Raw genomic sequence first — 13,032 nt, 5'->3', positions numbered from 1 at the left:
TCGCTCCTTACGCTTTCTCGATGTTGACCAGAAACGCTTTATACTCCGGCGTTTGCGAGTTGGAATCGCCGACGTTTGGCGTCAGGGTATTGGCGATATAGCCTTTCTGCGCCACCCCTTCAAAGCCCCAGTGCAGCGGGATCCCGACGGTTTCCACCTGCTGGCCGTGAACGTTGAGGGTCCGCAGACGGCGTGTCACCACCGCCACCGCGCGAATAAAGCCGCGCTGGCTGCTCACCGTCACCCGATCGCCATTGGTAATGCCTTTCGCCTGCGCCAGACCTTCGCTGATTTCCACAAACTGTTCCGGCTGGGCGATGGCGTTAAGCCGCGCATGCTTGGTCCAGGTGTGGAAATGCTCGGTCAGACGATAGGTGGTGCCGACGTAAGGGAACCGATCTTTTTTCCCTAAGCGCAGGGCGTCGTCTTCATACAGACGCACCACCGGACTGGAGATCACGTTCGGGTGCAGCGGGTTGGTACCCAGCGGCGTTTCCATGGGCTCGTAATGTTCCGGGAACGGCCCTTCCGCCAGCTTATCGAGCGCAAACAGACGCCCCAGCCCTTCCGGCTGCATGATAAACGGCCCGGTGTTGCTGCCCGGCGCGGCGGTATTGAAGTCAGGGATATCGTTCCCCGTCCACTTGTTGCCGTTCCACTGGATCAGCATCCGCTTCGGATCCCACGGCTTGCCGTTAATATCCGCCGATGCCCGGTTGTACAGCACGCGTCGGTTCAGCGGCCACGCCCAGGCCCAGCCCAGCGTATTGCCCAGTCCTGACGGATCGGCGTTATCGCGGTTGGCCATCTGGTTACCCTGCTCCGTCCAGCTACCGGCGTAGATCCAGCAGGACGACGCCGTGGTGCCATCATCACGCAACAGTGCGAAACTGCTCAGCAGCTGGCCTTTTTTCGCCAGCAGGACGCCGTTGCTGTCATAGAGATCCGCCAGCGCATAGCCGTTGTTCTCTTTCGCCACCTCTTCCGACTCCGGATGATCCGGCTGCCTGTAGCTCCAGCTCATCTTCAGCAGCGGTTCGGCGCCTTTCCCGCCTTCACGGCGATACATCTCGCGCAGACGGTGGTAAATCCCGGCCAGAATTTCACCGTCGTTACGCGCTTCGCCCGGCGCATCCTGGCCTTTCCAGTGCCACTGCAGCCAGCGCCCGGAGTTAGCAATCGACCCGTCCTCTTCAGCAAAGCAGGTGGAGGGCAGACGGAACACTTCGGTCTGAATCGCCGCTGGGTCAACATCGTTCGACTCGCCGTGGTTTTGCCAGAAGGTCGAGGTTTCGGTCACCAGCGGGTCGATAACCACCATGTACTTCAGCTTGCTCAGGCTGCGGACCACCTTGTTTTTGTCCGGGAACGAGGCCACCGGGTTGAAGCCCTGGCAGATATAGCCCGTGACCTGTCCTTTATCCATCATGTTGAAATACTTGATGACGTCGTAAGACTGATCCCATTTCGGCAGCCAGTTAAAGCCCCAGTCGTTCTCTTTCTGCGCCGCATCGCCGTAAAACGCTTTCATCAGGCTGACCGCAAACTTCGGATAGTTACTCCAGTAATTCACCTGATCCGCTCGCGTGGCTTTTGGCGTGTTCGCCGCCAGCCAGCTGTGCAGATCGGTCTGTTTTTCAGACGGCAGCGTCAGATAGCCCGGCAGGCTGGTCGACAGCAGACCGAGGTCGGTTAAGCCCTGAATATTGGAGTGGCCGCGCAGGGCGTTGACGCCGCCGCCGGCCATCCCCATATTGCCAAGCAGTAGCTGGATCATCGCCATGGTGCGGATGTTCTGCGCGCCGACGGTATGCTGCGTCCAGCCCAATGCGTACAGGAAAGTGGTGGTCCGGTCCGCGGCGCTGGTGGAGGCCAGCACTTCGCACACTTTGAGGAAATCGGCTTTTGGCGTTCCGCAGATGTTCTCCACCACTTCCGGCGTATAGCGGGAGACGTGCTGCTTCAGCAGGTTCCATACGCAGCGCGGATGTTGTAGGGTCTCATCGCGCAGAGCGTAGCCGTTTTCGTCGAACTGATAGTTCCACGATGTTTTATCGTACTGCCGTTTTTCAGCGTCATAGCCGCTGAACAGGCCATCTTCGAAGGCAAAATCGTCGCGCACCAGCAGGTTGGCGTTAGTGTAGTGTTTAACGTACTCCGCGTTGATTTTGTTGTTTTCAATCAGGTACCGCAGCACGCCCGACAGGAAGGTAATGTCGGTACCGGAACGAATCGGCGCATAGATATCGGCGACCGAAGCCGTACGCGTAAAGCGCGGGTCAACGACGATAAGCAGAGCATCGTTGTTGTTTTTCGCCTCCATCGCCCAGCGGAATCCCACCGGATGGGCCTCAGCGGCATTGCCGCCCATCACCACCACCACGTTAGCGTTTTTGATATCAACCCAGTGGTTGGTCATCGCACCGCGACCAAATGTTGGAGCAAGACTTGCTACCGTTGGTCCGTGTCAGACGCGCGCCTGGTTATCCACTGCCAGCATGCCGAGCGAACGCACGAACTTCTGCGTCAGCATGCCGGTTTCATTACTTGCCGCCGAGGCGCACAGCATCCCGGTTGAAAGCCAGCGGTTAACCACGGTGCCCTGCTCGTTTTTCTCAATAAAGTTGGCATCACGGTCGGCTTTCATCAGTCTGGCGATACGGGTGAAGGCATCGTCCCAGGAGATGCGCTGCCATTTGTCAGAGCCCGGCGCGCGGTATTGCGGATAACGCAGACGATTCTCGCTGTGAACATAATCCAGCAGCCCCGCCCCTTTCGGGCATAACGCGCCCCGGCTGACCGGGTGATCGGGATCCCCTTCAATATGATAAATGGCTTCTTTCGCGTTCTTCGCGCCGTCGCCCAGGCTATACATTAATAGCCCGCAGCCCACGGAACAGTATGTGCAGGTGTTGCGGATCTCTTTGGCGCGCAATAATTTGTAATTACGCGCCTGAGCCAGCGCCATTTTGGGTGCGAAACCCAGTGCAGCAGCTGTTGTTCCGGCCATACCGCCTGCGCAGATTTTAAAAAACTTTCTGCGGCTGACGTCCATTGATTTTCTCCATGCAGGATGCGTGTTCATCGCGGGGGAAACTAACAGCAATGCCCCTTATTTTTTTGCGTCAAATCAATGTCGAAAACCATCGCCCCCTTAATAGTCAAGGTCAGCGGATTTCATTACTCCCTTTGTATTAAGCGCGAAGGAAAACAGGGGCCAGAAGGAATGAAAAAGTGTTATAAATCGTCTCTTGATGAATATCGGTGTCAGGTTTGACATGGAAAAGAAAAAAGCAACGTTGACCGGTCTGGCTGCCATTGTGCTGTGGAGCACGATGGTCGGATTAATTCGTGGCGTCAGTGAAGGGTTAGGTCCGGTCGGCGGCGCGGCAATGATCTATACGCTGAGCGGCTTATTACTGCTGGCCACCGTCGGGTTTCCCCGGCTGCGGCAAATGCCGCGCGCCTATCTGCTGGCCGGCAGTCTGCTGTTCGTCAGCTATGAAATTTGTCTGGCGCTGTCGCTGGGCTTTGCCGGGAGTCGCCAGCAGGCGATTGAAGTCGGGATGGTCAATTATCTGTGGCCCAGCCTGACGATTCTCTTTGCCATTCTCTTTAATGGTCAGAAAACCAGCTGGCTGGTCATTCCCGGCTTATTTCTCGCGCTGCTTGGCGTCACCTGGGTATTAGGCGGTGAGCATGGCCTGAATATCGATGAAATTACCCGCAACGTCGTCTCCAGCCCGCTGAGCTATATTCTGGCCTTTGTCGGCGCATTTATCTGGGCGACCTATTGCACGGTCACCGCAAAATATGCGCGCGGCAAAAACGGCATCACCCTGTTTGTTTTATTAACCGCTCTGACCCTGTGGCTGAAGTTTATGCTCAGCGAGCAACCGCCGATGATTTTCAGCTGGCCGGTGGTCATTAAGCTGGTGATGTGCGCGGTGGCGCTGGGGTTTGGCTATGCGGCCTGGAACGTGGGGATTCTCCACGGTAACGTCAGCCTGCTGGCGGCCGCCTCTTACTTTACCCCGGTGCTCTCTTCGGCGCTGGCGACGGTGTTGCTCAGCGCGGTCCTCTCCTGGCCATTCTGGCAGGGCGCCGGCATGGTTTGCGCCGGCTCCCTGCTTTGCTGGTATGCCACCCGACGTTAGCCGAGGTCGCCACCGGCCACCGGCAGCGTAACGCCGGTGATATAGCTTGCTTCATCGCTGGCGAGAAACAGGATCGCGTTCGCCTGTTCCGCCAGCGTGCCGTAGCGATGCATCAGGCTGCTCTCCACGGTTTGCGCGACCACCTGCTGATACCACGCCTGCTCCTGCGCCGTGGGCGTTTCATGATTCCGTGGGGTTAAGCGCGCCGGGGCCTCGGTTCCGCCCGGCGCCACGGCGTTGATGCGAATCCCGCTGCCGCTGTACTCCATGGCAATCGAACGGGTCAGCGCGTTGACCCCGCCCTTCGCCGCCGAGTAGGGCACCCGGTTAATCCCCGCAGTGGCGACGGACGAGACGTTAACGATGCTGCCCTTGCCCTGTTTGAGCATCCACGGTAGCGCCGCGCGGCAGCCCCATAGCGTCGGAAACAGCGAACGACGAATCTCTTTTTCAATCTGATCCGGCTGATATTCGGCAAACGGGCGCGCCCAGATCGTCCCACCGATGTTATTAATCACCACGTCCAGTCGGCCAAAATGGGCGACCCCGGCGGCAAAAGCCTGCTCGGTGCTCTCCCACTGTTCGAGGTCCGCCTCCAGCGCCAGCACCTCGCTGCCCCCCTCGGCCAGCGTCGCCGCCAGCTCATGGACATAGCGCGAACGGTCGATCAGCAGCAAACGGGCGCCTTCGCGGGCGGCTTGTTCTGCCGTCTGACGGCCAATACCCTGGGCGGCGCCGGTAATGGCCACCACTTGATGTTGAAAACGCATCGCTCCTCCTTATGCCGCCGCACTCTGGCTGGCGAGAAATTTTTCGTACCAGAAACCTGCCGGGTTAATTCCCCGCTCGCGAAGCGCGCCGGAGACCGCGTTGACCATCGGCGGTGGGCCGCACAGATAGATGTCGACATCGCCATCGTTAAGCATCGCCTCATCAAGATGCCCGGTGACAAACCCGCGCTGCGGGCAGGCGCTCTGTTCATCGGCGACCACCGGCAGCCAGCGATAGTCGGAAAGCTGGCCGACAAACGCATCCAGCGCCTCGGTTTTCACCAGATCGCCATCGCGGGTGACGCCGTAGAGCAGCGTGATCGGCCTGGTGCTGCCCTGGCGGGCAAGGGTGTGCAGCATCGACAGCAGCGGCGCCAGCCCGGTTCCGCCCGCCAGCATCAGCAGCGGGCGTTCCCCGTTGCGCAGGTAGAAGCTGCCCATCGGGCCGCTGAGGGTGAGACGATCGCCCGGCGCCGCCTGGCGTGTCAGCCATTGGCTCATTACCCCGCCGGGCACGTTGCGGATCAGAAACCGGCCTTCGCGCTCGCCCGGAAGCGAGCAGAAAGAGTAAGCGCGCACCTGCGGGGTGCCCGGGACCTGAATGTTGATGTATTGTCCTGGCAGAAAAGCCAGCGGCTCATCCAGCTGGAGCACCAGCTCAATGGCGCTCTCCGACAGGTGATTCACCTGCATCACCGCCGCACCGGTGCTGACCAGCGCAGTTTTGCACTGCGCCGCAGCAACCGGGACGTCAATCACGCAATCGCTGGTCGGGATCATCTGACAGGTCAGCACCTGACGGGCATCGGCCTCTTCTTCGCTCAACGCCTCCTCCAGATACTCTTCCCCCATGCCATAGTCGCCGCTGGCGCAATGGCATTTGCAGGTCCCGCAGACGCCGTCCGAGCAATCCATCGGCAGGTTGACCTTCTGTCGGTAGGCGGCGTCCAGCACTTTTTCTCCCGCATTGCACTGGATAAAACGGGTAATGCCATCCTCAAAATTGAGTGCGATAGTAAACATATCCACCTCTTAAATATGGTAAACGTCGATCACCTGACGGATATAATCGTTATTCAGGCGCACCGTTTTACGCAGGATCTGCGGTTTGCCGTCGCAGGCCGTCAAGGTGACGCAGGTCGAACCAAACCACGCATCGGTGTGCTGATAGCGGTGGTTGTAAGTCACCCAGTTGTAGCGCACCTCCACCCCTTGCTCATTTTCGCCAAGCAGCTCAACGTTGCTAATCATGTGGGTGGTGCGCGGCTCCGGCGTACTGGCGCCAGAACGTTCCGTTTTGATGCGGTAGACGCGGTCTTCCAGTCCCTCGCGGTTGGGGTAATAGATCAGCGATATTTCGCGCTGCGGATCGCGGGTCAGCTTGTCGTCATCGCCCCATGCCGGCATCCAGAACACCACTTTGGGGCTGTAGCACGTCAGCCATTCATCCCACTGGCGGTCGTCCAACAGGCGGGCTTCGTAATAGAGAAACTGGCGAACCTGCTCAAGCGTCAGCATCACACCACCTCCACACGTTGGGTTATGGACTGTTCATAGCGCTGCTGCTCTTTTTCCAGCGCGGCCAGCATGACCTTTTGCCAGTGATGGTGATGGGCGATGTACAGCGCTTCATCCTCCGATTTCACCCCGCTAAGCAGCGGCGTAAATCCGCCATGCCGCGCGTGCTCATCCGGACCATCAACCCAGTGCAGCGCGCCGCGACTGAGATCGCTCCACGCCAGGTTCTCGCCGAGATAGCCGCGCTGACAGGCGCTGAACTCTTCCAGATCGTCCGGCGTTCCCATGCCGCTGACGTTAAAGAAATCCTCGTACTGACGAATGCGCAGCGCGCGGGCCTGGTCCGGCTCACCTTTCGGGGCAAAGCACCAGATAGTGACTTCGGTTTTATCTACTGCGAGCGGGCGAATGACGCGGATCTGCGTGGAAAACTGGTCCATCAAATAGACGTTGGGATAGAGACAAAGATTGCGCGTTTCATTGACCATCTGGTCGGCGCGCAGCTCGCCAAACTCGGCCTGTAAGCGGGCCTGATGGGCGAAAACCGGGCGCACTTCCGGGTTCAGCGCCCGGGTCCACAGCAGCATATGGCCGTTTTCAAAACCGTAACCGCCGCCGAGACTTTTCGACCAGCCGTTAGCATCGACGGAATGCGTCCCTTCGGCTTCGTAGTTGCGGCGCGACATCGTGGAAGCGTAGTTCCAGTGCACCACGCTGACGTGATAGCCGTCGGCGCCGTTTTCCGCGCCCAGCTTCCAGTTGCCCTCATAGACATAGCTGGAGGAGCCTTTCAACACTTCCAGCCCTTCCGGCGCCTGATCGACCATCAGATCGATAATTTTGCAGGTTTCGCCGAGATAGGTTTCCAGCGGCTGCACGTCCTCATTGAGGCTGCCGAATAAGAAGCCGCGATAAGAGGCAAAGCGCGGCAGTTTTTTCAGGTCGTGCGACCCTTCATGTTTAAAGGTCTCCGGATATCCGCCGGTACTTTCATCTTTGGCTTTCAGTAATTTACCGTTGTTACCGAAGGTCCAGCCGTGGAACGGACAGGTAAACGAGTTTTTATTGCCGGTTTTACGCCGGCAGAGCATGGCGCCGCGATGGGCGCAGCTGTTAATTAACGCGTGCAAGGCATGTTTTTTATCGCGGGTGATAATAACCGGCTGACGCCCCAGGGTCAGGGTGAAATAATCGCCGGGCTCAGGGATCTGACTTTCATGGGCGAGGAATACCCAGTTCCCTTCAAATATATGCTTAATCTCAAATTCAAATAACTGAGCATCGGTAAAAATCGAACGGTGGCAGCGGTAAATATGTTTTTGCCGGTCAACAATTAATGCATTGCTGATTTTATCTTTTAATAGCGAGAGTGTTTTTTGCATGAGCTTAGCCCTCCTGCAGAATTCAGGAATTAATGAAATCAGAGAGAATAATCAATTCGGCAATATCCCCGGCCGCGCGTGGCAGGCCGGGTAACAGCATGGCTCACCGCCCCGGGCGCACCGGCCCGGGAGGTGCGCCGATCATGACTCTTGCGCGCGCAGGCGGGAAATACGCTGTTCTTCTTCGGCGTTCAGGGCCGTACACAAAGTAAAGTCGAAGCGAACTTCGGTGTGTTCGCCGTCAAGCTTACGCTGCTGAATCAGTTCACGATCGGTGATTTTAACCGGGTCGGCAATCAGGCCATCGCGGGTCGCGAAGGCAAAGTCATCCCACAGATACTTATCGCCGTTAAGGTTAATCTGGCTGGTTAAGTGCTTGTGGCCCGGCGCGGAGACAAAGAAGTGAATATGTGCCGGACGATTGCCGTGACGACCCAACTGGTTAAGCAGCTTTTGGGTCGGGCCATCCGGCGGGCAGCCGTAGCCAGAAGGCATGATGCTACGCACGCTGTAGCGGCCATCTGCGCCGGTGCGGATGCGGCGTCGCAGGTTATAGTCGCTCTGACTCCGATCGAAGAACGAGTAGTTCCCCAGGGTGTTAGCATGCCAGATATCAACAATCGCATTGGCAACCGGACGGCCCTGGGTATCGCAAACCTGGCCGTGCAGCCACATCACCTCGCCGGCGTCACGACCGTCATCCATCCGCGCATACCCTTCTGCAAGCGGCGCATTGGCGACATACAGCGGCCCTTCAATGGTGCGCGGCGTGCCGGTTTCGCGATGCTGCGCGGCATCGATCGCATCCTGACGCAGATCGAGGAAGTGTTCCAGCCCGAGACCTGCTGCCAGCAGCGCCGCTTCCTGACGCCCGCCCAGTTCATGCAGATAGTTCACCGCATGCCAGAACTCTTCCTCGGTAATATTATAATCGTCGATCAGGGTGCACATATTTTCCAGTAAACGATGCACAATGGCTTTAAAGCGTTCATTACCGCCGGGAACATTTAACCCGGCACTTTCACGTAATAATTTCTGCACGGCTTCTTGTTGTACGAAAGAATTTTTCATTGTGATTCTCACTTATTGCTTGCAGGTGGCTTGTAGGGTTAACGCCGGAATATCCGGCGCGAGGTTTCTTATTATTTTTAGCTATCGTCTTCACGAATCGAGGAGGGATGACGACACAAGGCCTCGACGCGGATTTCCATAAACGGGTATAACGGCAGAGCCATTAATATCTGGTGCAACTGGTCGGCATCACGCACATCAAAAATACTGACATTGGCGTACAGTCCGGCGACGCGCCAGATATGTCGCCAGGTGCCTTCACGCTGTAATTGCTGAGAATAGGCTTTTTCTCGTTGTTTAATATCCTCAAGCTCGTCGGCGGGATATCCCAGCGGGATCTTGACGGTCATATCCACTTTAAACAGCATATTTTTCTCCTGTCATGTCCTACGCTTTACGGGCATAGAACTGCAATTTATCTTCATCGAGTTCGACACCTAAACCCGGGGTCTGCGGCAGGACCACGCTGCCGTTAGCGAACGTTAGCGGCACGCTGACGATGTCATCTTTGAGCAGCAGCGGGCCAAACATTTCGCTGCCCCATTGCAGCGGCAGCGTCGACCAGGCGTGCAGCGATGCGACGGTGCCCACGGTCCCTTCCAGCATGGTGCCGCCATACAATCCGATGCCCGCCGCCTGCGCGACGTGCGCCAGGGCTAAAACGCTGGCCGGACCGCCCGCTTTGGCAATTTTCAAGGCAAAGGCGCCGCTGAAGCCTTGCTGCGCCAGGCGATAGCCATCGAAGTACGTCGCCACCGCTTCATCCGCCAGAATCGCGGTTTCAATGTGATGGCTGAGGCGAACCAGCGCCGCGTTGTCCTGCGCGCTGACCGGTTGTTCAATTAAGTCGATGCCCATCGCCGCCAGTTCACGACATCCTTTAGCCGCCGCGGTGGCGTCCCAGGCCTGGTTGACATCGACACGAATGCTCGCCCGATCGCCCAGCGCTTCGACAATCGCCCGGGTGTGGCGTAAATCGCTAGCCAGTTCGCTGGCGCCAATTTTTAACTTAAATGCCTGATGGCGACCTTCGGCCAGCAGCCTTTCCCCTTCGGCGATGTCCTTGTGGGTATCCCCGCTCGCCAGGGTCCACAGCACCGGCAGCGAGGTCTGCAGCGCGCCGCCAAGCAGCGCCGAAACCGGTAGCCCCAGCGCCTTGCCCTGCGCATCCAACAGCGCGGTTTCAATCGCGGATTTGGCGAAGGTGTTACCTTTGATGGCGCTGTTGATACGCTGCGTCAGCGCATTGAGGTTATCGGCGGGCTGCCCTTTGAGCAGCGGCGTCAGGTAATGGTTAATGGCGCTGGAGATAGCTTCCGGACTCTCGACGCCATAGCTCAGCCCGCCGATGGTGGTCGCCTCGCCGATACCGCAAATACCGTCAGAGCGCGTAATGCGGACAATCACCAGCGTCTGGCAGCCCATGGTTGTCATTGAGAGTTTGTGCGGGCGGATGGTCGGGACGTCAACCAGCCAGCTTTCAATGCGTTCTACGGTCGCGGTCATGTTTTCTTCCTGATCGTTAAATTCATAACTTTTTGTGACGCCAACCATAACGAGGGGTGACGATGACTTTGACAATAGGGGGGAGCCGGTGAAATGGTCAACGGCGATAATCGAAATGTTGTGCGATTATCGACGCGCTTGTTAAAATGAGGTTAATAGTGTGATCCGGGTGGTAAAACAGGCACATTCCGTCGCCGCCCTTTTTCCCCACGGTATAGTGGTGTCCCGTGAGCTTTTGTTTTCGAATGGAGAGGAATTCAATGAGCGCGACACCACCAACCCCCCTCAGCGCCAGGCAGGCCGAACACGACCCGAACTTCATGCTGTCGCTGGCGCGCGGGCTGGAGGTTCTCAACGCCTTTACTCCCCAGCGCCAGCGGCTGACTATCTCGCAGCTCAGCCAGAAAACGCAGATTTCTCGCGCCGCCGTCCGCCGCTGCCTGTATACCCTGGCCGCGCTCGGCATGGTGCACAGCCCTGACGGACGCTGCTATGAACTGCTGCCGCGAGTGTTGGCCGTCGGCCACGCCTACCTGGCCGGGACGCCGCTGGCGAAAGTGGCCCAGACCGCGCTGGATAACCTCGGTAAGAGCCTCGGCGAGTCCTGCTCCGCCGCCACCCTCGATGGCGATAACGTGCTCTATATCGCCAGAGCCGCAGTCAACAATCTGCTGAGCGTCGACATCGGTCGCGGCAGCCGTCTCCCCGCATGGGCGACCTCAATGGGCCGCGTACTGCTTAGCGCCCTGCCGGAAGATCAGCTTGACGTGACATTGTCACGCGCAAATTTAATTCGCTATACCCCGCATACGCTGTGTGATTTAGCGGGATTGCGGGAGGAAATAGCCAGAGTACGTATGCAGGGATATGCCATCGCCGATCGGCAAATTGAGGTGGGATTATGTTCGCTGGCGGTACCGCTGCTGTCACGCAGCGGCCAGGTGGTAGCGGCGCTCAACGTCGGCGTGCCCGCCAGCGCCATGAGCGCCGTCGCGCTGAGAGAGAAAGCGCTGGCCCCGCTGCGACGGGCGGCCATGGAGCTTTCTCTCCAGCTGTAGGGCTAGTTCATTTTCGGCGCCTGCGCCAGACTGCGCCAGATCCCGGCGGCCAGCAGCAGTAGCAGCACCCCGGCGGTGGCCAGCACGATGCTGTGGGCGCTGATAAATGCGGTTTTCGCCGCTGCAATCAGCGAATGCGCCGGAACAGCGGGCAGCGATTGCGCCAGGGCGATCGCTTCGCTGATGGACGACGAGGCCTGCGCTGCGGCCTGACCGTCCATCCCGCCAGGCAGCACAATCGATGAGCTGTAGCTGCGGGTCAGAATCAGGCCGAACAGCGCGATCCCCAGACCGGCCCCCAGCTCGTAGGCCATCGTTTCAATGGCGCCGGCCGCCGCCGCTTTCTCTTTCGGCGCGGCCGCCATAATGGCGGCGCCGGAAGCCAACAACGCGCTGGCGACGCTGAAGCCTAAAAGAGTCATCAATCCCCACGCCAGCCACTGCTGGGAGCTGAAGTCAGTCATCGACAGGCCGAGGAAACTGAGCGCGCTCAGCAGCATACCGCCAGTTGCGACCTGCCGCAGGCCCAGGCGGGAAACCATCACCCCGGCAACAGGTCCGCTAAATCCGCTCGCCAGCATCAGCGGCAGCATAAACAGCCCGGCTTCAAACGGCGTTTTGCCATGGACGAACTGTAGCTCCTGCGCCATCAGTAGCTCAAAGCCCACCAGGGTGATCAGTGCGGTCATCGCCATCATCACGCCGCTTAAGATAATGCGATGCGTAAACAGGCGCATATCGACCATCGGGGTCGCGGAGGAAAGCTGCTGACGAACAAAGCGCACCAGCAGCGCCAGGCCCACCAGCGCGATCAATCCGGTCATCCATAATGCCATCTGCCCTTTCAGCGCCGATTTTGCGCTGAACACCAGCATCAGGATCGCCACAATAAGCATCAATGCCTGGGTCAGATTAAGCGGTTGTTCGCGGCGCGCCGGCTGGCGCGGTACCATCCGGGCGCTGAAGGCGATAACCGCCAGCACGATGGGCACGTTGATCAGGAACACCGATCCCCAGTAAAAATGTTCCAGCAGGATGCCGCCTACCAACGGGCCGAAAGCGGCGCCGCCAGAGCCAATCGCCGCCCACAGACCAAGCGCCATGTTGCGGTGCCGCGCCTGCGAAAAAGTGTTACGGATGCCGGCAAGCGTCGCCGGGACGATCATCGCCGCACCAATGGCCAGCAGCGCGCGGGAGGCGATCAGCGCCAGCGCAGTGGGTGAAAATGCCGCCGCCAGCGACGAAACGCCGAAAATAGCGCTGCCGAGCAGCAACAACCGTTTAAAGCCAATTTTATCGCCGAGCGCCCCCATCGGCAGCACCATGCCGGCCATGACTAATGAATAAATATCAATGATCCACAGCAGCTCATTGCTGCTGGTCCCCAACGACATACTAAGCGTTGGCGCGGCGACATGCAGCACCGTGGCATCAATCGCCACCGGTAAATACACCAACAAAATCGCCACCAGCGTTAACCATTGCCGAGACATACTTTTTTTCCTCAACTTTACAAATTGGACACGTGTCCAGGATTGCGATCCTGCCGGATTGTTGAACAACTGTCCAA

10 protein-coding genes and 1 pseudogene are annotated in these 13,032 nt (G+C 58.5%); 2 read left to right on the top strand and 9 right to left on the bottom strand.

Features of this window, described 5'->3' with window-relative positions; translation table 11 throughout:
- Positions 1-7 precede the first annotated feature (7 nt).
- Positions 8-3,055, bottom strand: a complete 3,048-nt coding sequence (gene fdnG / locus MC50_RS20950) for a formate dehydrogenase-N subunit alpha (RefSeq protein WP_102990890.1) — start codon at positions 3,053-3,055, stop codon at positions 8-10.
- A 223-nt stretch (positions 3,056-3,278) separates the two neighbouring features.
- On the opposite strand from fdnG, the gene yddG reads away from it, so the two are divergent.
- Positions 3,279-4,157: an aromatic amino acid DMT transporter YddG gene (gene yddG / locus MC50_RS20935; RefSeq protein ID WP_047665580.1), complete on the top strand. Its 879-nt coding sequence runs from the start codon at positions 3,279-3,281 to the stop codon at positions 4,155-4,157.
- Here yddG and benD read toward each other — a convergent pair.
- The 7 genes from benD to MC50_RS20900 form a co-directional block, all read right to left on the bottom strand.
- Complete coding sequence (benD, locus tag MC50_RS20930; protein ID WP_032687814.1) at positions 4,154-4,927, bottom strand: benzoate diol dehydrogenase BenD; 774 nt, start codon at positions 4,925-4,927, stop codon at positions 4,154-4,156. The two genes, yddG and benD, sit on opposite strands and share 4 nt — an antisense overlap.
- A 9-nt stretch (positions 4,928-4,936) precedes the next feature.
- Positions 4,937-5,950: a benzoate 1,2-dioxygenase electron transfer component BenC gene (gene benC, locus MC50_RS20925; protein WP_047664865.1), complete on the bottom strand. Its 1,014-nt coding sequence runs from the start codon at positions 5,948-5,950 to the stop codon at positions 4,937-4,939.
- Positions 5,951-5,959: 9 nt separating this feature from the next.
- Positions 5,960-6,445, bottom strand: coding sequence for a benzoate 1,2-dioxygenase small subunit (benB, locus tag MC50_RS20920; RefSeq protein ID WP_032687817.1), 486 nt, complete (start codon positions 6,443-6,445; stop codon positions 5,960-5,962).
- On the bottom strand, positions 6,445-7,827 hold the full coding sequence (locus MC50_RS20915; protein ID WP_032696248.1) for a Rieske 2Fe-2S domain-containing protein: 1,383 nt from the start codon (positions 7,825-7,827) through the stop codon (positions 6,445-6,447). The genes benB and MC50_RS20915 overlap by 1 nt, the downstream gene beginning before the upstream one ends.
- A gap of 141 nt (positions 7,828-7,968) precedes the next feature.
- A complete protein-coding gene (catA, locus tag MC50_RS20910; RefSeq protein WP_032696249.1) occupies positions 7,969-8,898 on the bottom strand; it encodes a catechol 1,2-dioxygenase in 930 nt (309 codons plus the stop codon).
- Between the two features lie 77 nt (positions 8,899-8,975).
- Positions 8,976-9,266 carry a muconolactone Delta-isomerase gene (catC, locus tag MC50_RS20905; RefSeq protein WP_032687819.1) on the bottom strand — a complete coding sequence of 97 codons (291 nt, stop codon included), beginning with the start codon at positions 9,264-9,266 and terminating at the stop codon, positions 8,976-8,978.
- A 19-nt stretch (positions 9,267-9,285) separates the two neighbouring features.
- Complete coding sequence (locus MC50_RS20900) at positions 9,286-10,452, bottom strand: muconate cycloisomerase family protein (protein WP_369804349.1); 1,167 nt, start codon at positions 10,450-10,452, stop codon at positions 9,286-9,288.
- A 112-nt stretch (positions 10,453-10,564) separates the two neighbouring features.
- On the opposite strand from MC50_RS20900, the pseudogene MC50_RS20895 reads away from it, so the two are divergent.
- A pseudogene (locus MC50_RS20895) lies at positions 10,565-11,462 on the top strand (IclR family transcriptional regulator domain-containing protein).
- 2 nt (positions 11,463-11,464) lie between these two features.
- Here the strand turns inward: MC50_RS20895 and MC50_RS20890 are convergent.
- Entirely contained in the window at positions 11,465-12,955 is a 1,491-nt protein-coding gene (locus tag MC50_RS20890; RefSeq protein WP_047664864.1) for a SmvA family efflux MFS transporter, read from the bottom strand.
- Positions 12,956-13,032 lie beyond the last annotated feature (77 nt).

Source organism: Klebsiella planticola, assembly GCF_000783935.2.
GTDB lineage: Bacteria > Pseudomonadota > Gammaproteobacteria > Enterobacterales > Enterobacteriaceae > Klebsiella > Klebsiella planticola.
The sequence above is the reverse complement of the archived record's forward strand: the minus strand, read 5'-3'. Positions and strand labels throughout refer to the sequence as shown.

What these genes read in the sequence shown, in the direction of transcription:
- MC50_RS20900 (WP_369804349.1), bottom strand. Translation starts at nt 10,452, where the DNA reads ATGGTTGGCGTCACAAAAAGTTATGAATTTAACGATCAGGAAGAAAAC.
- MC50_RS20915 (WP_032696248.1), bottom strand. Translation starts at nt 7,827, where the DNA reads ATGCAAAAAACACTCTCGCTATTAAAAGATAAAATCAGCAATGCATTA.
- catA (WP_032696249.1), bottom strand. Translation starts at nt 8,898, where the DNA reads ATGAAAAATTCTTTCGTACAACAAGAAGCCGTGCAGAAATTATTACGT.
- benC (WP_047664865.1), bottom strand. Translation starts at nt 5,950, where the DNA reads ATGTTTACTATCGCACTCAATTTTGAGGATGGCATTACCCGTTTTATC.
- MC50_RS20890 (WP_047664864.1), bottom strand. Translation starts at nt 12,955, where the DNA reads ATGTCTCGGCAATGGTTAACGCTGGTGGCGATTTTGTTGGTGTATTTA.
- benB (WP_032687817.1), bottom strand. Translation starts at nt 6,445, where the DNA reads ATGCTGACGCTTGAGCAGGTTCGCCAGTTTCTCTATTACGAAGCCCGC.
- catC (WP_032687819.1), bottom strand. Translation starts at nt 9,266, where the DNA reads ATGCTGTTTAAAGTGGATATGACCGTCAAGATCCCGCTGGGATATCCC.
- benD (WP_032687814.1), bottom strand. Translation starts at nt 4,927, where the DNA reads ATGCGTTTTCAACATCAAGTGGTGGCCATTACCGGCGCCGCCCAGGGT.
- yddG (WP_047665580.1), top strand. Translation starts at nt 3,279, where the DNA reads ATGGAAAAGAAAAAAGCAACGTTGACCGGTCTGGCTGCCATTGTGCTG.